Origin of the sequence: Dethiosulfatibacter aminovorans DSM 17477, from assembly GCF_900142005.1 — a bacterium.
Classification (GTDB): domain Bacteria; phylum Bacillota; class Clostridia; order Tissierellales; family Dethiosulfatibacteraceae; genus Dethiosulfatibacter; species Dethiosulfatibacter aminovorans.
The window spans coordinates 269958-288337 of the sequence record NZ_FQZL01000004.1 but is presented as its reverse complement, the minus strand read 5'-3'; the positions used below and the strand labels follow the sequence as shown (position 1 = coordinate 288337).

Genomic DNA, 18380 nt, shown 5'->3' with positions numbered 1-18380 from the left:
CTAGCTTAATACTGATCTTGATATTACAAGTTTATGTATTTCGGATGTTCCTTCGTATATTTCAGTTATCTTTGCATCCCTATACATTCTTTCCAGCGGATAATCCTTCATGTATCCGTATCCTCCATGTATCTGTAATGCTAGGTTGGTAACGAACCTGGCCGTTTCCGATGCATTCAATTTGGCCATGGCAGCTTCCTTTGTATGAGGTTGACCGGTTTCTTTTAGATAAGCAGCATAATAAGTAAGCCACTTAGCCGACTCTATTTTGGTTGCCATATCTGATATATACCATGTCAGTCCCTGCAATGCTGTCAAAGGCTTTCCAAACTGAACTCTGGTATTCATATATTTAACACTTTCTTCAAGAGCTCCTTCTGCTATTCCCAGTGCCTGGGCTGCCACTCCTATTCTCGCTCCATCCAAGGCAACCATTGCAATATTGAACCCCTTTCCTTCTTTTCCAACAAGGTTTTCTTTAGGCACCCTGCAATTGTCAAATATGAGTTCCACCGTTTCAGATCCGTGTATACCCATCTTCTCCTCTATTTTTCCTATTGTAAATCCAGGAGTTCCTTTTTCAACTATTATGCATGACAGGCCTTTAAGTCCCTTGGAAGGGTCTGTCAATGCAAATACCGCTACATACTGGGCCTGTCCTCCTCCCGAAATGAAGCATTTTGTCCCATTTAATACATATTCATCCCCGTCAAGTGTAGCAGTAGTTTTCGCTGCTCCGGCATCCGAACCTGCATTCGGTTCCGTAAGAGCAAAAGCCCCTACACAACCTCCACTTGTCACTCTAGGCAGATATTTTTGCTTTTGCTCCCCGGTTCCATATTTCTGTATCACCTGTGCAAATATGGTGTGGATTGAAAGTATGGCCGCTGTAGCCCCACATTTCTTTGCCAGTTCCGATACTACTATTACCTTCTCCGTATCGCTTCCCCCTGCTCCACCATATTCTTCTGGTGTTCCAATTCCTGTAAACATTACTTCCGTCATCTTGTCAAATGTTTCCCTGGGAAATCTTCCTGTTTTATCTATTTCCGCAGCAATCGGCGATACTTCGTTTTCTGCAAATTCCCTAGCTACTTTTCTTAACATCTCTTGTCCATCTGAAAATTTAAAATCCATATTCATATCTCCCTATTAAAATCTTGTTGCTTAATATGTCATTTTTTCTAAACAAACTCCCTCTCATATGCTACGCTTTTTATGAAATTTGCCTCTTCCATTTCTTTTATCTCATCCATTGTATATCCAAGACTCATTAAAATCTCTTCGTTATGCTCTCCAATCAGTGGAGCGTCGCTTTTTACATTAACGTTGACATTATTGAACTTAATTGGCGGCATTGCCATGAAGCTTCTGGTTCCGTCACGATTCTCCACCTCATGGATATAATTATTTGCAAGAGCCTGAGGATCATTCAGCACATCCTCTACTCCTTGAATCCTTTCGTGTGCAATATCAACAGCTATCAGTTTATCGTGCATTTCATCCTGGCTCCAGTTCTTAAAAGCATCAGAAATGATTTCAATTAATTCGGGAGAATTTTCCTTAGCTCCTGCTCCTGTACAGAATTTCTCATTCCCTATAAGATCTTCTCTTTCAATAACCTTGCAGAACGAATCAAAATATCTTTCATGTTCCAAAATAGCCAAGAATATCCATTTTCCATCCTTACACTCATAAGAATTGATAACCGGTGAATTAGCCATGGTTCTTGTTTTTGGATACTTATCGCCGTATTGAACTGAGGCAACCAATGAACTTAAGTTCCATATTGCTTGGGTAAACAAGGATACCATTACTTTTGCACCAACACCAGTTCTTTGCTGTTCGTAAAGAGCCGCTGCAATTCCTCCTGCCAGACTGCATGAGGTTGTAGCATCACCAAATCCTATTGGAGGATTGACTGCTGTTCCAATTTCTGCAGCATCAGACATGGCTCCGCTACGTGCCCAGAATGCAATTACATCAAATCCAGGATTATCTTTTGCCGGGCCTTCATCACCGTATCCATTTATTTGCGCCCATACAATTTTGGGATATTTTTCATGTACGGTTTCATAGTCCAATCCCAGTTTGTTAAGAGCTTTTGTTCTGTAGCTGCTGACAAATACATCTGCTGTTTCCAGCAACTTATGCAGAATCTCCATCCCTTTTTCAGATTTCAAGTCAATTGAAATTCCTCTTTTTTCCGAATTGTAGCAACTATACAGCGGGTTTGCCCCAAAATCTGCAGGAGCACCCATGCCTGCACCGGTAGTTCTTCCAGGATCTCCCCAAAACGGTTCCACTTTTATTACATCCGCACCCCAATCTGCAAGTATTCTTGCTGTTCCTGGACCAGCTATGAAATATGTTAAATCAACTACTTTTACTCCTTTTAATGGCTTATACATAATATCCTCCTATAATTTAAAGTTTTTAATGTTTTTATTTTATTACGGCAACATCGGAAACAATGAGAACAGAATAACTGCAAGCACAGAACCGATAAACGGTGTTACCACTGTCAACCAGAATATCAATCCATAGGCATCCTTATGTGTCTCATTGCACAATCCATTTGTTACTGTTACAATATATCCATTGTGAGGCAATGAATCCAGAGCCGCTGAAGATATGGTCATTGTTCTGTGGATAGCTCCTGCAACTGCTCCTCTTGCCAAATATACAGGTGCAAGCAATGGTGCCGCTATTCCCAATCCTCCTGATGCCGATCCTGTTATTCCGGCTATTACTGTTGTTCCCACAGCTATACCTACATAGTCAGGTCCTGGAATGTTCACCATTGAATCCACTACTGCAGGGAATGCCGCTGCCGCTTTCACCATTGCTCCAAATCCTACAACTGCACATGTATTCGTTATCGAAACTATGGACATTTTACTTGCTTCTCCCAGATGGAAAAGTATCTTTTTGTTGTCCTGGTATTTGTTGAGCATTATTATTACTAGAACCGCACCGATAAAGACTCCCGCTTCTATAGGTACTAATGTTTCTCCTCCAACCTTTATGTTTATTATCAATATCGTAACTATAAGCGGTATCAGCGCCAATATTCCACTAGGATACTCTGCATCATCATGGAATGAATCCACCGCTATTGCTGCAAACGCTTCTCCTTGCGTCATGGCATTGTTCACTACCCTTATCAAGATGACTGATCCAAGTACAAGGATGAAGCCGGAACATATGAACCCTATTACTGTTCCAGCCATCAAGTCGGTTCCCAGTGCTCCTGCTGGAATTATATTGTGTATCTGCGGTGCACCAGGTGCTACCATTGCAAATGTTGAACATCCGAATGTCAATGCTCCAGGTATGAACCTTCTTGGGTATCCAGCCTGCTTGAACACCTCCAAAGCTATGGGGAATACTGCAAAACTGGCAACAAATACGCTTACACCACCGTATGATATGATTCCGCATGCTAACGGTATTGATATCAGCGCCATCTTGTTCCCGAACTTGCTTACTATCATGCTGGCTATTGCCTTTGCTCCGTTGGTTACCTCATATGCCTTTCCCATGATGGTTCCAACCAGAAACATCAGGAAGTACTTCTGGAAAAATCCAACAAAACCTCCAAGATAGTTGACCTTTAATCCATCATATAGATTTATACCTCCTGTAACGGCTACTATGGAAGAACATATAATTGCCGTAACATATATGTTTATACCTTTCATAATGAATATGACTAAAAGTACAAATGCTATAATGATACCTACCAAACTTATAAGTATATTTCCTGACATTGATTTCTATTCTCCTTGATTTTTTATTGTTTTTTGTGTCTAATTTTGCAGAATTGCGTCTCTAATTTGATAATTCTAACAATTCTTGAAATTAGCGTTTCTTTTTTCAAGAAATGCATTCATCCCCTCGTCCTTGTCATCTGACGCAAAAGTCAATGCAGCCAAATCTTTTTCAAGTTCCAGCGCTTTCCTCAGATCCATATCAAACCCCTGGTTTATAGATATCTTGGAATATTTTACAGCCATAGGAGCTTTTGCAACAATCATTTTCATCATGTCAAGTGATTGGTTAACAAGCTCTTCCAATGGAACCACTTTATTAACCAATCCCATGCTGCAAGCCTCATCTGCCTTAACCATCCTTCCCGTAAAAATCAGTTCCTTTGCTATTCCTGTTCCCACAAGTCTTGATAGACGCTGTGTTCCACCAAAACAAGGTATTACACCAAGATTAACTTCAGGCTGCCCAAATACCGCCTTATCCGAAGCTATTCTTATATCACAACTCATAGACAGTTCACAACCGCCGCCAAGAGCATATCCATTAACCGCTGCTATTACCGGTTTCCCCAGATCTTCGATTTTGTTAAATATACTTTGTGCAAATTCAGCATAGTTTCTGCCTTCTTCTGCTTTGTAGTCCTTCATCTGTGCAATGTCCGCTCCAGCAACAAACGCTTTCCCTTCACCGGTTATTATCATTCCGTATACATTTTTGTCCATCTTAACTAGTTCAATTATTTGTTCTAACTCCTGAAGTGTATTGTTGTTCAGGGCATTCATAGCTTCAGGCCTGTTCATGACCACCATAGCGATACCGTCTTCAATATCTAATTTGATATTTTCAAGTACCATATCTTCTTTTTTCAATAAATCTATCATTCTAACCTCCTGAGTATTTATTTTACAAAAGATAATGCAAAATCCTTGCCAATTTTTTAACATTTATATTCTTTTAAAAATTTATCTCATTCATTTTTGTTGATAACCAATATCGATGCCATATATTATATGCTATTAAATGGTTAGTCTACATACCTCCCACAAATGAACTGATTGCTTTTCTACTTATTCAGCTTACAGCAGGACAGCTGTTTCCAATGAAGGAATCATTACTATAATTTTTAATCTGGTAATATTCCGATTATTTCTTAAATTGATTTCAAGTACATTAAAGCTTAGAATAATTAAATGAATATGATGTTGCCTACTAAACATAATAATATCTTTCATAATATGGATTTCTTTTACAATTCATTATTTTTTGTCTCATTTTGTAGAAACATGTCTCAATTTAGATAATTCAATAGTGATACCAAGCATCCATTGGTATTCTTAGTTATTTTATTAACAATATAATTAAAATTATTCTTTTCATGAATTTTTGTCTCAATTTTGATAATCTTAACAATTTATGAAATTTGCTGCTCTTTTCAGGAAAATATCAAATAATATAGATTTCAGCTTCATATATGACCTGGTAAAGGATAAGTACTGCGAAAACAACGGAAGACCAAGCATAGATCCAGTTGTTCTGTTCAAGATGATATTCATAGGATATTTGTTTGGAATAAGATCAGAAATAAGGCTTATAGAATAAATAAAATACAACATAGCCTACCGATGGTTTTTAGGAATGGGATTGGATAAGTTGGGAGTCCTAGGAGCAATAACAAAAAGGAAAGAACCAACACCAAAGGGAAAGATGTCCAAGTTGAATTTCACCTATGTAGAGGAATGGGATGTAGTAATGTGTCCACAAGGACATTCCATGGAATACAAAACAACGACAAGACAAGGATATTTAGAATATCACAGTAATAAAGATGTATGTATCAATTGCCCTAAGAAAGAAAAATGCTTGTATGAGAAATCTAAGAAAAGGATAATAAGGCTCCATGTCTGGGACAAACATCTTAGGGAGATAGATCAATTCACAAAGAAAACTGATTTGGGAAAGAGGATCTACAAAAGAAGAAAAGAAACGATTGAACGTGCTTTTGCCGATTTGAAGGAATTGCACGGATTTCGTTATGCCCGATTCCGGGACTTGAAGGAAAACCCGTATGAAAATGGGAATTTGAACTAACCCCTAAAAGTTAGACCTAAAAAATCTAACTTTTAGGAGGTCTGTTTTTTAATGTTTAAGATGATAAACATTTTATTAGCTTGGCACACCCGGAATAATTTAGGTTTCGTGAAAAGCCAGGTATTCAATATTCACATGCTTAAAATCACTTGTAGTGGATGTCACATACTGCATCTATGATTTTGTTCAATTGGCCATAAATCTCTGAGTCTTTGCCAGACAACATTTCTTCATCAAAAGGATGTGGTGCATTGGTAGCAAATATCATCAAATTTTGAGATTCAGATTCTCTGTTTTTTCCATTTCCAGTAGCCAAAAGACATGCAGAATTAAATATGTCTTTGATGTTTTCATACTCACAATGATAGGCCTTGGATTCAGTAAACTTAAGATAATCCAATATGTTTATAATGAGCAGACCCTGTTTATCCAGGTGGGATTGATACCTATTATAATTGCCTTTACCAAGAAAACGGTCTTTTAATTCTTGATCCAAGCATGGAATATCCAAAAATACAATATCATATTTCTTGTCTGATGTTTCCAAATATTCAAAGGCATCTATTATTTTGACATTAATTTTATTTTCATATTTATCAAATCCAAAATACTCTTTGGCAACAGAAAATATTTCAGGATCAATCTCACATACATCTACGTTGCAATCCGGAAACAAAGCCTTAAAATAGAGCGGAGTTACAAAAACACCACCACCAAGAACAAGAATGTTTTTAGGTAGCATGTCCATTTTCTCAATTAAACGAATATACTGCTGATGCTGTTGTAAGTAAAAAGAATTCCTCTCAATATCAAAAACACCGCTAATGCTATAATCGGTGAACAGATATCGTATTCCGTTTATATCCATAACTGCAATGGTTTGAAACTCACTTTGCCTGACAGTTATTAAACGGTCTATTGAAAATGCGCTATCATTCAGTAAATAGTCAACCTGCTGATCGTTAAGCCCAATCTTCAGACATGCTTTATTTATCCATGCCTGGATCTCTTTAGACTCATAAAGACTACCGTCTTCATTTGTGATAAGATATCCGTTTTTTGTTCGTTTGGCGTTCTTTTGAATTGACTGCCTAATCAGTTCTTCCAAATCATTTCTAAGCGGAATTTTCAAAAATGTATCTTTATCCTCCAAGTAATAATTAACATATGCACCGTCTTCTTGCCAAAATATATCAGAGCACTTCAATGCTGCCACCTGACTTACATCAAAAAAATAATAGATCATCAGAGAGATGGCAATTCTGATTTCAATTGGAAGATCCGATAATGACAATAACTTTGATATTTCTGTTGAAGTTAAAACCCGTTTATCTTTCATCTCATATCCTTAAAATAGCTTTATTAATTTCAAAAGCACTTCCACTTACCGATACCGATAAGAAAAAGTGCCTCATTCGTAACAATTTAATTTTTACCTTAATCAAATACTATTGATTAATCTGCTGATTTATGATGGCACTATCAACTTCATTATCAATATCAGTCGCATCAATATTTTTTTCAAAATCCAAAATCACAAATTGTCCAACATGATCAAATTCTCTTCTGTTATCTGCAGCCATTTCAAATCTCCTCTATCAATATTTACATAATACTTTTTTTATTATATACTACATATGATTATTGTGTCAATAAAACTTAACACTTCATATTTCAAAAGGCGGACACTATTAATGGAAAAAAACAACATGAAAATTCTACTGCATTATTTTGCAAAATTCAGGAAATCAATCATCCTTGGCGTTGTCGGGATTTTTGTTCTATCTTTATTCTTATTGCCAACACCATTTATTACAAGGTATATCATTGATGATCTGATTCCAAACAAAAATACCACAATGCTCATCAGTCTGCTTTTAATATTATTGCTTTTTATTATCCTTCAGAAGGTCATTAGTTATCTTACAAGCTATATCTTTATAAAAATCAACTCAAAAATCATTATTGACCTTCGAAGCGATCTCTTGAAAAAAATATTAATGATGAAAGTAAGAGAGAAGGAACAATTTACAACCGGATACCTGATATCGAGGATTCAAGACGATACAAAGGCTTTGCAGTCTCTTTTCGTCAATTCATTTGCAGGAATACTAAGGGAAATCTTAAAATTCATATTCGGATTTATTGCACTGCTCTACCTTGATGTAAAACTGGCATTAATTACATTTTCCCTGCTACCAGTCTATATTATGTTGACTTATCATTACACTGTTAAGATAAAACAAAAATCATCCGACACATATGAAAAGACAGCACTCATGACTTCTCAACTTGAAGAATCATTATCGCTTTCCGATGTCTTTAAAATATTCGGAAAAGAAATTTTAGGAGTAGAAAAATATCATACTCGTTTAATTGACAATTATACTTCCTATATGGAACTATCCAGGAATGTGATATTAAATGGGGTGCTTCCCGTTTTTATCCTTGATCTAATTCCAATTATTATCATCGGTATTGGAGGGCTGAGAATCATTGAAGGAACTTTTACATTAGGAAGCTTGGTTGCATTTACCAATTTTATCTCTTTCATTTTTGGGCCTGCCAATAGAATCATAGGCACCAATATTCAAATTCAACAAGGCCTTGTAGCCTTAGATAGAGTGGTTAAATTCTGGAATATTCAAGCGGAAGAGAGCGGAACAAAGACTCTGCAAAAAATAAGAAACATTGAATTTGATAATGTTTCCTTCCGTTATCCGCAATCTCCAGACAAAATAGTAATTCAAGATTTGAATCTTGAAATAATGGATTGCAATTGCATAGGACTGAAAGGAATCTCCGGAAAAGGAAAGTCTACAGTTGCCAAATTAATGCTGAGGCTTTATTCACCCCAGTCAGGTCTAATCAAAATCAACGGTCTTGACATCATGGAATATGATGTCAACAATATCAGAAACAAAATAGGATATGTTGCCCAAGAGCCTTTATTAATGAACGACAGCATTTTAAATAATGTTTTGCTTGGATTGGATAAAGACAAGGAAGCAGAACTCAGCTTTGACGATAAGAAACTTATGGCCATGAAGGCACTGGACCTGTCAAGCGCCGGTTTTGTTTATGAACTGCCTGACGGTATCTTTTACCAGGTGAAAAACTACGGAGACAGTCTTTCAGTAGGACAAAAACAGAGAATAGCAATTGCACGTGTTCTAATCAATCAACCTGACGTTATTATATTGGACGAAGCAACCGCCAACCTTGATTCTGAAAGCGAAGCGAAAATATTTGAAACCTTCAATCGATTAGCGAAAGATATTATTACAATAATCATAAGCCATGATATGAAAATACTATCAAACTGTGATAAAATTATAGAGTTGTAGCCAAAAAAGAAACGAGCCTCTGAAACCTTCAACCTTCATCAGAGTCCATGGCACTAACAAAGCTAAAGGAGTAAGATAAAAATGCGAATTCTAAAAGAAAACACGGGAGCAATAATAATCGACCTGCAGGAAAGGCTGGTCCCACACATGCATGAAAAAGATGAGCTGCTTAAGAATACGGAAATACTCATTAAAGGCTTGACGGCTCTTGGGATACCCTATTTTGTAAGCGAACAGTATCCCAAAGGGATTGGACACACTGTGGACAACATATCCGAAATACTTGGAGAATGTGAATATCTGGAAAAAATGTCATTCAGCTGCTGTGATGAAGCATCCATAGATGGAATATTGAACAAAATGGACAAGAAATGGATCATCGTAGCGGGTGTAGAATCACACATATGCGTTCAGCAAACAGTCATAGACATGCTGGAAAAGGGCTGTGTTCCTGTTTTAGTTGAGGATTGCGTATCCTCAAGGAAGGAAAACGACAAAAGAATAGCCGTCGAAAGAATGAGACAGGCAGGAGCTATAGTTACAACCTATGAATCCATACTGTTTGAGCTGTGCAGATATGCAGGCAACAGTACGTTCAAGACCATTTCCAACCTGGTTAAGTAACTAAAGAACAACTACTTTTTTGATCAATATGGAATACATGATATAGTTCCTACCAATTATCAAGTCGACAAGAAAGCAAGGTGAATTTAAATTGAGATTTTAAATTCACCTTGTTTTTTATGTCCTGCCATATACTACTTCAATCTCTTATACTCGACTAAAAATACAGTGATATAATATAACTATGAAGGTGATATGTATGAAGCAAATAATCATTATATTTCTAATGACATTACTAACTATTTCTGTGACATATCCGTCTGCAAACATAGAAGCACATGCATCCGATGGTATACACCTTGTTGTGGACGGCAATGACATAACGCATCTGTCTGAACCTGTAATCGAGAATGACAGAACCCTTGTACCCATACGGTTTATTTCCGATGAAATAGGGGCTGAAGTTTCATGGAACAGTGAAACCAGGACTGTAGAAGTAACAAGGGGAGATGACAATCTCAGGCTTATGATCGACAGCAAGCTTATTCAATACGACAGGGGTATTCACTACCAGATAAGCGACGTGGCTCCCCGCATCATTAACGACAGGACCTATGTCCCCCTGAGGCTTGTCAGCAATGCCCTGGGAATAGGAATAGAATGGGATAAAGATGGAAGAATAGTATATGTGGATTCCAACAAATCCTCAGAGATTGAACCCTTCTACGGCCTCGACATCGTACTGGAGGACGGAACAACCATAGGGGGCTCAAGAGAAATAACAGTAGACATACCTGGAAAATACACAAGCATGGACGGAGAACTGAGGCTTCTGCTTCTCGACAGTAAAACGGGGTCCGGATTCATACGGGGACGTGGCAAGCTTTCCGATTCCACCTTCACCTTCATTCCTCATATGGAAGACAAGGGAGACATGGTCCTTGTTGCAGTGGTCTGTGATGAGGATGGAAACATCATTGAAGCCGATGCTGCAGCCGTAACAATGGATGTGGAACCTGAAGTCGTTCTTCCTGAAATAGCCGACCACAGCAGACACTACGACAGTATAACCATGACACCGGAGATGAACTTCCTTGCATCATATGTGGAATATGAATTCGTAAATCTGGAAAACAAGAAGATAATATATAGCGGTACAGTTGACCCCTACGACAGCTACACATGGACTCCCGGCTTCTACGAATCCGGCGACTACATCATGACGGCAATTGCCTACGATAATGACGGAAACATCTATGAAAGCGAAGATGTCTATATAACAATGGATGTAAAAAGGATACTGAAACTGAAGGGCGTATCGGAAGGAATGATTATAAACACTCCCGTAACGCTCATTGCATCCAGGAATTTCGATGTGGATGAAACACAATTCATCGCTGTTGACAGGAATACGGGAGTGGAGAGGATACTGAAGACAATACCCTACGGAAGCTATGAATGGTTTCCTTCCGCCGCAGACGGACTGGAAGGCGAGTTCGACCTTAAGGTACGAGTAAAGGATTCAAGAGATGGCAGCATGCCTGTCGCTTCGAGAAGCACCGACTATGCCAAAGAAATGGATGCAAAGGAACTTGACGGCAGCTATTATGAAAGTGCCCCTGTCCATGTGACCGTGGACACAAGCCCAAACCTTATCATAAAGGGCATAGGACCCAACCAGGTCATCACTTCCCCTGTGGACATCTATTCCGTCAACAATGCAGGGATGGAAAATATACAATACTATTTGAAAAACAGGGACACAGGTGTCTTGCGAATGCTGGGGGAAATCGACAGGGACAGCAAGCTGAATTATGTTCCAAAGGAAGGAGATGCAGGAAGGGTCAGCATCTTTGCAAGAGGATACATGGAAGGCAGGGCAATAGACAGTGAATACATGAACCTCAGTGTATACACTGGAAAAACCTACAGTTCAAGACCCCTTATGGACAAGTCGGAATTCAAGGATTTCGTATCTGAAATGGCTGTGGAGTCATACAAAAAAACAGGAATGTCGGCTGCCTTTCAGACAGCCCAGGCAATCCATGAATCGGGATGGGGCCAGTACATACCTGTAGACAAGTACGAAGGAACCTTCTCCAACAACCTTTTCGGAATAAAGGGGACCGGAACAAATGGTTCAATCATAGCAAACACCTGGGAGGTCTACAACGGCGTTTCCTTCAGGGTCGACGATTACTTCAGGTCATACAATACGCCTTATGAAAGCTGGAAGGACCACAAAGCCTTCCTTCAAAAGGAAAGGTATGCAGGATTCAGGGAAGTCATGCACGACTGGACTCTCGGAGCCTATGCCATCAGGAGGGCAGGCTATGCAACGGATCCATCCTATCCTATGAAGCTTATGAACATCATAAAGAAATACGGCCTCTACGAACTCGACCGGATATCAATTTAACTGCAGTGCAATAAGGATTCCAAAAAAATAAAATTGGCGGGCAAGGCCCGCCGTTTCCATCTTCGTAAGAACTTCTGCAGCACAGTCGATTGTCTGCTGCAGTGTTGCATATTTTAATCATTCCTTTTTCAATTACCCGCGTTTCCGATTCTCTTTTTGTCCCCCCGGACATCAAGTCTTCCGATGATGGCTGTTTACATCTTCAAATACGTCTAATGTATTACGTCTTCTATTATATTATTCAAAATAGAATAAAAATCAATAGTTCACAGCTATTTTTAACGCTGGTTTACAATATTTTTACATATTTTTAATCTCCAATATTCAACTAAAAGCTCTCAGCTTTTTCATATATCTCTTCTATGCTCTTCCTCGAGAGCATCCTGTTTATTGCGTAGGAGATTATTATTATACCTATGACGTCAACTACCAGTCTGGTTACTGCAAACCTTGGCCCAAGGGAATTGAACTCGAACATGAACATGGGTACCTTGGTTGTCGACCATGCCCCTATGAAAATGAGTATGTTTGAGAACTTCGCTCCCTTTTTCATAAGAACGGCAGCCACGGGAAAGGCACCGTAGAGAGGACCCATGGTTGCCGAACCCATTATGAAGGAAATTATGACTCCCCTTATTCCCGAATGCTCGCCAAGATACTTTATCATGGTCTCCCTTGGCACCCATACATCCATAAGGCCTATGAGAATGAACACCGCAGGAAGGACAGACAGCATTTGAAAAAGGGAATCTGTCGTTACGGTGACAGCCTTTTTCCCCAGCTCTTTGTCGACTGCAAACATGACTGCCATTGCTATTATAGCTACGATTGGAAATCTGTATTTTTTTAGAACCATACTCCACCTACCACCTTTCCTATAATATATGCTACTATGAAAGACAGAAAATAGGACATTACATTCCTCATTATGGCAACCTTTTTGCCGAAATATTCCACTTCAACCGGGAATGTAGCTATACCAACCATCATCAATGTAGATATGAAGACACCTATCTGCATTATGCCTGCTCCGTTGTCCAAGAGGACCTTTGCCATGGGAAATGCTATAAACCCTGGAATAAGGGTAATTGATCCGACTATACTTGCAATGGCTACTCCCAATGCTCCCGACTCTGCCCCTATGACCCTTGATACCGTTTCTTCATCAAAAATCGCAAGCATGATTCCCACAAAAATTATTACTCCCAGAAACTTGGGGAAGATATTTGCAAAGGACTTCCACGCCTTTTTTAATGCCATTTTTGTTTTTTTCCTGCTTTTAAAAAATGACAATGCCAGAAAAACACCTGCAATATAATACATCTATTTACACTTCCTTTCGCCCTCACCTTTTTACTCATAAAAATTGATCCGTACTTTATATTATAAACCCATTTCAGACATATGTCATTAATTGATTCCAGGATAAAATTCTTGTATAGGTACAGTTTGATGATATAATATAGACCCAATGAAACTTTAATTTAAATTTTTTGGACGGTCAAACGATGATAAATGAATTTATTAAAGCCTTCAGTCTGATATTCCTGGCTGAAATGGGAGACAAGACACAACTTCTTGCACTGGCCTTTGCAACACAGTACAGACTGATAAGCGTACTAACCGGCATAGGAATAGGAGCATTCCTGAATCACAGCCTTGCCATAGCTCTTGGAATATATATATCCAGCTTTATAGATGGAGTAATAATACAAATGATTGCAGGGGCTGCCTTTGTGGGATTTTCCATATGGACATTGAGAGTTGAGGATGAGGATGATGAAGATTCCGGAAAAACAAAGGGATTTGGTCCTGTTTTAACTGTGGCTGTGGCATTTTTCATAGGCGAACTCGGCGATAAGACACAGCTGACCGCCGTTGCACTTGCAATAGATTCATCAGTCCCGGTTCTTACCCTTGCGGGAACTGTTTCAGGAATGCTTGCCACAGGACTTCTTGGTATAATAGTAGGCCGATATATAGGCGGAAGGATTCCGGAGCTGACAGTTAAGATTTTTGCATCTGTCATATTCATGGGATTAGGCCTGGTTAAGCTATACAACTCTGTTCCCGTAAGATATCTTACAACAACCAACATTGTACTGTTCCTGTTGATAGTATCTGTGGCATTGGCAATGTCAACCTATTCCATTGTCAGGATGAAAAGGCAGGGAATGGAATCCGCACTCAAGGCAAGGTTCAGAGAACTCCAGGAATACTATGTTTTGATGAATTCAAAAATAGATTCAGTCTGCCTTGGTACAGGAGCATGTGTAAACTGCAAAGGTCCTGATTGTCCCGTAGATTGCATCAAGTCATTAGTCAGATGCCGATTGAGGCTGGGAACTGATATGGAACTGGATTATTTGTCCCAGGATTTTGAAACTTCAGGAAAAAGCTTCGACAAGGAAAAAGTCATTGATTGCATAAGACTTACCGAGGAAGCAATGGAGATAGAAAGAAATTCCGATGAAACAAGGGAGCTTGAAACGGTTATGGCATTGCTCCGGGAACTGTTGGATTAGGAAAAGGCTTTGCAGATTGCTGCAAAGCCTTTCTTGTAGTCTACATACATGTTTAATTTTTAATATGAGATTTACTTCTCCAGCCTGGCCTTCTTGTAAGGCACTATTCCTCCGGCATCCAGTACTTCCTTCAAAAATCCTGTCATTGGAACTATGGAATATTCCTCGTTCTTTGTCTTGTTGACTATCTTTCCCTTGTCCAGGTCAATTGATATTTCATCAAGGTTGTCAATCCTGTCCGCCTCGGGGCACTCGATCACCAGTATTCCAAGGTTGATTGCATTCCTGAAGAATATTCGGGCAAAGCTCTTTGCGATTACAGCTTCAACTCCCAGGGCCTTCAGAACTGCAGGTGCCTGCTCCCTTGACGAGCCGCATCCGAAATTCTCCTCTGCCACTACGAAGTCTCCGCTCTTGAAGTTTTCCGTAAAATTGGCATGATGCTCGAAGGTGTACTGCTTTATTGCATCTATGCTTGGCAGGCTCAGATGCTGGCTTGCAACGATCTGATCCGTATCTATGTTGTCTCCGAATTTTATTACCTTGCTCATTACAGCACCTCCCTTGGATCGCTTATCTTTCCTGTTATTGCCGACGCAGCCACTACTGCAGGGCTTGCCAGGTATATGAATCCGTCCTTGCTTCCGACCCTTCCAATAAAGTTCCTGTTGGCAGTTGAAAGAAGCCTTTCACCGTCTCCAAGAAGACCTTCCGACCCGAAGCAGGTACCGCAGCTTGGATTTGAAATCATGGCTCCGGCGTCCATGAATATCTCAAGGAGTCCTTCTCTTGCCGCCTTCTTGTATATCTCCCTTGATGCCGGAGTAACTATGAGTCTTACATTTGGCGCTATGGTCTTTCCCTTAAGTATGGCCGCTGCCACCTCAAGGTCCTCGTAACGTCCGTTGGTACATGCTCCAATGAAGAATTCATCAATCTCCATTCCTTCAACCTCGCTTAGGTCGCATACATTGTCTACTGTATGGGGGCATGCTATCTGTGGCTCTATTTCCGAAACATCATAGTTTATGATCTGCTCGTATTCTCCGTCTGTGCATTCTTCATCGTCAAAGTCGACTTCCCTTCCCTGGGCAGCCATGTACTCCCTCACCTTGTCGTCAGGCTTGATGTATGCAAACTTTCCTCCCGCCTCGATCACCATGTTGCAAAGAGTGGTCCTTTCAGATATGGACATTGCCTCAACCGCAGTCCCCTCGAAAAGGACGGCCTTGTATGTAGCTCCCTTTGCAGTCATGTCGGCAATTATCTTCAGTATCATGTCCTTGGCGTAGACGCCCTTCGGTATTTCACCGTCAAGTATGATCTTGATGGTTTCAGGCACCTTCAGCCATGTCCTTCCATCCATCCACGACACTGCGATGTCAGTGGATCCCATTCCGGTGGAAAGGGCCCCTACGGAACCGTAGCTGCATGTATGGGAGTCGGCTCCAATAATAAGCTGTCCCGGCTCCACATGCTTTTCAAGCATTAGCTGGTGGCATACTCCTACTCCGTCGTAGACATATTTAAGGTTGTTCTTCACTCCGAATTCCCTCATTATCTTGTGGGAGTTTGCAGCAGCGATGGTATTGCTGGGTATATAGTGGTCCATTATCATTATGAGCTTCTCATTGTCCCAAACCTTGTCGCATCCGAGCTGGTTTTCGAATATGTCTATGTTAAGGGCCGTAGTTCCGTCGTTGGTCATTACCAGATCCACTTCCACTTCCACTATTTCTCCCGGCTTCACACTGTCGACGCCGGCATGTTTAGCAATGATTCTTTCTATTTCATTCATGTTTTCACCTGTCCTCTATAGATATTGTTTACAGTCCGTCTATGCCTTTTCCGCCATTTCCTTTCTTACGGATTCGATTATTCCACCGTCCTGGAGAAGTTCAAGAACCCTTCCGGTCATGGGCTCGAAAGCAAGGTCTTCTCCAGTTGTATGGTTGCGACACTTGCCCGTCGTTATGTTGAAGGACACTACATCCTTGTGGTTTATCCTGTCATAGAGATCATCGCCTATCTCCAGCGGGCAGATTCCATTGTTTACACAATTTCTGTAGAATATCCTTGCAAAGGACTTCGCAGCAACAAGCCTCACCTTTGATCCCCTGATGGCTATGACTGCCTGCTCCCTTGAGCTTCCGCATCCGAAGTTGGTATCTCCCATTATTATGTCTCCGTCTTCAACAGTTGATGCAAACTCCGAATCGATATCCTCCATACAGTGCTTTGCAAGTTCGCTTTCCACCTTTGTAGTGAGGCATCTTGCCGGTATTATCACGTCGGTGTCGACGTTCTTTCCATATTTGTATACTTTTCCCTTGAATTCCATTATAGGCCCTCCTGATATTCCGTTATGACTCCTGTCAATGCAGACGCTGCAGCCGTAATGGGTGATGAAAGGTATACAAGGCCCTTCTTGCTTCCCATTCTTCCAACGAAGTTTCGGTTTGTTGTGGACAGGCATACCTCTCCGTCTCCGATTATTCCGAAGTGTCCTCCGAAGCATGCACCGCATGACGGTCCGTTTACAAAGGCTCCGGCATCTATGAATATCTTCATGAGTCCTTCCTCCACAGCCTTCATGTACACTTCCTGCGATCCAGGAGTTATGAAGACCCTTACGTCCTCGTGTACCTTCTTGCCTTCAAGGATTTTTGCAGCCTTTCTGAGGTCCGAAATCCTTCCGTTCGTACATGACCCTATGTATACCTGATCGATCTTCGTTCCAACAATCTCGCTTACAGGGACCACATTATCAGGAGACGACGGCTTTGCAACCTGCGGAGTCAGTTCGCTTAGATTCACTTCGATTATCTCGTCGTATTCAGCATCATCATCTGCTGTTACAAATTTGAAGTCCTTTTTAAGAACGCCTTCCAGGTACTCCCTTGTAATTTCATCCTGCTCTATTACACAGTTCTTTGCACCGCCTTCTATTGCCATGTTGGCGATTGTAAACCTGTCGTCTATGCCAAGATGCTTAAGTCCTTCTCCGACAACCTCTATGCTCTTGTACCTCGCGCCCTCGGCGCTTATCTGTCCAAGGACATTGAGTATTACATCCTTCCCCTGGATATTGTCTCCAGGCTTCCCTGTCAGCACAACCTTTATTGCACTGGGGATCTTCATCCAAAGATGTCCCGTAGCTATTGCAGCGGTGATATCCGTAGTTCCCAGTCCTGACGAGAATGCTCCAAGGGCTCCGTAGGTCACAGTGTGTGAATCGCTGCCCAGTATTACGCTTCCCGGTGAAACATATCCCATGTCCGGAAGTATGGTGTGGCAGACTCCCTGGTTTTCGATTACATTGAAGCCGTATCTCTTTGCATGCTCCCTTGTGTACTTGTTCTGGTTTGCAGAACTTATATTTGGCGCAGGCGCATAGTGGTCTATTACAACCAGTACATCCTCGGGACTGTGTGGCTTCTTGCAGTTCATGCTCTCCAATATGTCCGGTACCAGTGGAAACATTACATCCGTCACCATTACAAGATCAACATCTATTTCCTGTATCTCTCCAACCTTGACTGATTCCATGCCGCACGCCTTAGCAAGTATCTTCTGTGTCATTGTCATGCCCATGATATCACCCCGTATTTTCCATATTTATTCATATAATCAAATCTCCTTTCAAAAATATATCCAGAAAAT

The 18380-nt window shown here is 40.5% G+C and carries 17 protein-coding genes and 1 pseudogene; 6 read left to right on the top strand and 12 right to left on the bottom strand.

Annotation, left to right across the window (positions count from 1 at the left end):
* From acrC to BUB05_RS01280, 4 genes are all read right to left on the bottom strand, one after another.
* A complete protein-coding gene (gene acrC, locus BUB05_RS01295; protein ID WP_073045897.1) occupies window positions 1-1137 on the bottom strand; it encodes an acryloyl-CoA reductase in 1137 nt (378 codons plus the stop codon).
* Between the two features lie 47 nt (window positions 1138-1184).
* Entirely contained in the window at window positions 1185-2411 is a 1227-nt protein-coding gene (locus BUB05_RS01290) for a CaiB/BaiF CoA transferase family protein (RefSeq protein WP_073045894.1), read from the bottom strand.
* 42 nt (window positions 2412-2453) lie between these two features.
* Window positions 2454-3773, bottom strand: a complete 1320-nt coding sequence (locus tag BUB05_RS01285; protein ID WP_073045891.1) for a GntP family permease — start codon at window positions 3771-3773, stop codon at window positions 2454-2456.
* Window positions 3774-3848: 75 nt separating this feature from the next.
* Window positions 3849-4655: an enoyl-CoA hydratase-related protein gene (locus BUB05_RS01280; RefSeq protein WP_073045888.1), complete on the bottom strand. Its 807-nt coding sequence runs from the start codon at window positions 4653-4655 to the stop codon at window positions 3849-3851.
* Between the two features lie 547 nt (window positions 4656-5202).
* Between BUB05_RS01280 and BUB05_RS01275 the strand changes: the two are divergent.
* Window positions 5203-5370, top strand: a pseudogene (locus BUB05_RS01275) (transposase); the annotation flags it as partial.
* A gap of 39 nt (window positions 5371-5409) precedes the next feature.
* The gene (locus BUB05_RS01270) at window positions 5410-5862 is read left to right on the top strand and encodes a transposase (protein WP_073045881.1); all 453 of its coding nucleotides are present in this window, start codon (window positions 5410-5412) and stop codon (window positions 5860-5862) included.
* 145 nt (window positions 5863-6007) lie between these two features.
* Here the strand turns inward: BUB05_RS01270 and BUB05_RS01265 are convergent, their stop codons facing one another.
* The gene (locus BUB05_RS01265) at window positions 6008-7201 is read right to left on the bottom strand and encodes a fused MFS/spermidine synthase (RefSeq protein ID WP_073045879.1); all 1194 of its coding nucleotides are present in this window, start codon (window positions 7199-7201) and stop codon (window positions 6008-6010) included.
* Window positions 7202-7310: 109 nt separating this feature from the next.
* The gene (locus tag BUB05_RS18920; RefSeq protein ID WP_281257983.1) at window positions 7311-7445 is read right to left on the bottom strand and encodes a hypothetical protein; all 135 of its coding nucleotides are present in this window, start codon (window positions 7443-7445) and stop codon (window positions 7311-7313) included.
* Between the two features lie 111 nt (window positions 7446-7556).
* On the opposite strand from BUB05_RS18920, the gene BUB05_RS01260 reads away from it, so the two are divergent.
* The 3 genes from BUB05_RS01260 to BUB05_RS01250 all read left to right on the top strand — a co-directional run bounded on the left by BUB05_RS01260 (window position 7557) and on the right by BUB05_RS01250 (window position 12192).
* On the top strand, window positions 7557-9209 hold the full coding sequence (locus BUB05_RS01260) for an ABC transporter ATP-binding protein (RefSeq protein WP_073045876.1): 1653 nt from the start codon (window positions 7557-7559) through the stop codon (window positions 9207-9209).
* A gap of 81 nt (window positions 9210-9290) precedes the next feature.
* Window positions 9291-9833 (top strand): hydrolase, encoded by a 543-nt coding sequence (locus BUB05_RS01255; protein WP_073045873.1) that lies wholly within the window; start codon window positions 9291-9293, stop codon window positions 9831-9833.
* Between the two features lie 199 nt (window positions 9834-10032).
* Window positions 10033-12192 (top strand): stalk domain-containing protein, encoded by a 2160-nt coding sequence (locus tag BUB05_RS01250; protein WP_073045870.1) that lies wholly within the window; start codon window positions 10033-10035, stop codon window positions 12190-12192.
* A 328-nt stretch (window positions 12193-12520) separates the two neighbouring features.
* Here BUB05_RS01250 and BUB05_RS01245 read toward each other — a convergent pair whose 3' ends face one another.
* Window positions 12521-13048 carry a permease gene (locus BUB05_RS01245; RefSeq protein ID WP_073045867.1) on the bottom strand — a complete coding sequence of 176 codons (528 nt, stop codon included), beginning with the start codon at window positions 13046-13048 and terminating at the stop codon, window positions 12521-12523.
* Window positions 13039-13515, bottom strand: coding sequence for a permease (locus BUB05_RS01240; protein ID WP_073045863.1), 477 nt, complete (start codon window positions 13513-13515; stop codon window positions 13039-13041). Before BUB05_RS01240 ends, BUB05_RS01245 begins: the two co-directional genes overlap by 10 nt.
* A gap of 185 nt (window positions 13516-13700) precedes the next feature.
* On the opposite strand from BUB05_RS01240, the gene BUB05_RS01235 reads away from it, so the two are divergent.
* A complete protein-coding gene (locus BUB05_RS01235; RefSeq protein ID WP_073045860.1) occupies window positions 13701-14717 on the top strand; it encodes a TMEM165/GDT1 family protein in 1017 nt (338 codons plus the stop codon).
* Window positions 14718-14788: 71 nt separating this feature from the next.
* Here the strand turns inward: BUB05_RS01235 and BUB05_RS01230 are convergent, their stop codons facing one another.
* Genes BUB05_RS01230 through BUB05_RS01215 form a run of 4 tightly spaced genes read right to left on the bottom strand, consistent with a single transcriptional unit; the run spans window position 14789 to window position 18311 of the window.
* Window positions 14789-15268, bottom strand: coding sequence for a LeuD/DmdB family oxidoreductase small subunit (locus tag BUB05_RS01230; RefSeq protein WP_073045857.1), 480 nt, complete (start codon window positions 15266-15268; stop codon window positions 14789-14791).
* Window positions 15268-16515 (bottom strand): 3-isopropylmalate dehydratase large subunit, encoded by a 1248-nt coding sequence (locus BUB05_RS01225; protein ID WP_073045854.1) that lies wholly within the window; start codon window positions 16513-16515, stop codon window positions 15268-15270. Before BUB05_RS01225 ends, BUB05_RS01230 begins: the two co-directional genes overlap by 1 nt.
* A gap of 39 nt (window positions 16516-16554) precedes the next feature.
* On the bottom strand, window positions 16555-17058 hold the full coding sequence (locus BUB05_RS01220) for a LeuD/DmdB family oxidoreductase small subunit (RefSeq protein WP_073045851.1): 504 nt from the start codon (window positions 17056-17058) through the stop codon (window positions 16555-16557).
* Entirely contained in the window at window positions 17058-18311 is a 1254-nt protein-coding gene (locus BUB05_RS01215) for a 3-isopropylmalate dehydratase large subunit (protein ID WP_073045848.1), read from the bottom strand. The genes BUB05_RS01220 and BUB05_RS01215 overlap by 1 nt, the downstream gene beginning before the upstream one ends.
* Window positions 18312-18380 lie beyond the last annotated feature (69 nt).

What these genes read in the sequence shown, in the direction of transcription:
- BUB05_RS01250 (WP_073045870.1), top strand. Translation starts at nt 10,033, where the DNA reads ATGAAGCAAATAATCATTATATTTCTAATGACATTACTAACTATTTCT.
- BUB05_RS01245 (WP_073045867.1), bottom strand. Translation starts at nt 13,048, where the DNA reads ATGGTTCTAAAAAAATACAGATTTCCAATCGTAGCTATAATAGCAATG.
- BUB05_RS01280 (WP_073045888.1), bottom strand. Translation starts at nt 4,655, where the DNA reads ATGATAGATTTATTGAAAAAAGAAGATATGGTACTTGAAAATATCAAA.
- BUB05_RS01290 (WP_073045894.1), bottom strand. Translation starts at nt 2,411, where the DNA reads ATGTATAAGCCATTAAAAGGAGTAAAAGTAGTTGATTTAACATATTTC.
- BUB05_RS01220 (WP_073045851.1), bottom strand. Translation starts at nt 17,058, where the DNA reads ATGGAATTCAAGGGAAAAGTATACAAATATGGAAAGAACGTCGACACC.
- BUB05_RS01230 (WP_073045857.1), bottom strand. Translation starts at nt 15,268, where the DNA reads ATGAGCAAGGTAATAAAATTCGGAGACAACATAGATACGGATCAGATC.
- BUB05_RS01215 (WP_073045848.1), bottom strand. Translation starts at nt 18,311, where the DNA reads ATGGGCATGACAATGACACAGAAGATACTTGCTAAGGCGTGCGGCATG.
- BUB05_RS01255 (WP_073045873.1), top strand. Translation starts at nt 9,291, where the DNA reads ATGCGAATTCTAAAAGAAAACACGGGAGCAATAATAATCGACCTGCAG.
- BUB05_RS01240 (WP_073045863.1), bottom strand. Translation starts at nt 13,515, where the DNA reads ATGTATTATATTGCAGGTGTTTTTCTGGCATTGTCATTTTTTAAAAGC.
- BUB05_RS01270 (WP_073045881.1), top strand. Translation starts at nt 5,410, where the DNA reads ATGGGATTGGATAAGTTGGGAGTCCTAGGAGCAATAACAAAAAGGAAA.
- BUB05_RS01235 (WP_073045860.1), top strand. Translation starts at nt 13,701, where the DNA reads ATGATAAATGAATTTATTAAAGCCTTCAGTCTGATATTCCTGGCTGAA.
- acrC (WP_073045897.1), bottom strand. Translation starts at nt 1,137, where the DNA reads ATGGATTTTAAATTTTCAGATGGACAAGAGATGTTAAGAAAAGTAGCT.
- BUB05_RS01260 (WP_073045876.1), top strand. Translation starts at nt 7,557, where the DNA reads ATGGAAAAAAACAACATGAAAATTCTACTGCATTATTTTGCAAAATTC.
- BUB05_RS01285 (WP_073045891.1), bottom strand. Translation starts at nt 3,773, where the DNA reads ATGTCAGGAAATATACTTATAAGTTTGGTAGGTATCATTATAGCATTT.
- BUB05_RS18920 (WP_281257983.1), bottom strand. Translation starts at nt 7,445, where the DNA reads ATGGCTGCAGATAACAGAAGAGAATTTGATCATGTTGGACAATTTGTG.
- BUB05_RS01225 (WP_073045854.1), bottom strand. Translation starts at nt 16,515, where the DNA reads ATGAATGAAATAGAAAGAATCATTGCTAAACATGCCGGCGTCGACAGT.
- BUB05_RS01265 (WP_073045879.1), bottom strand. Translation starts at nt 7,201, where the DNA reads ATGAAAGATAAACGGGTTTTAACTTCAACAGAAATATCAAAGTTATTG.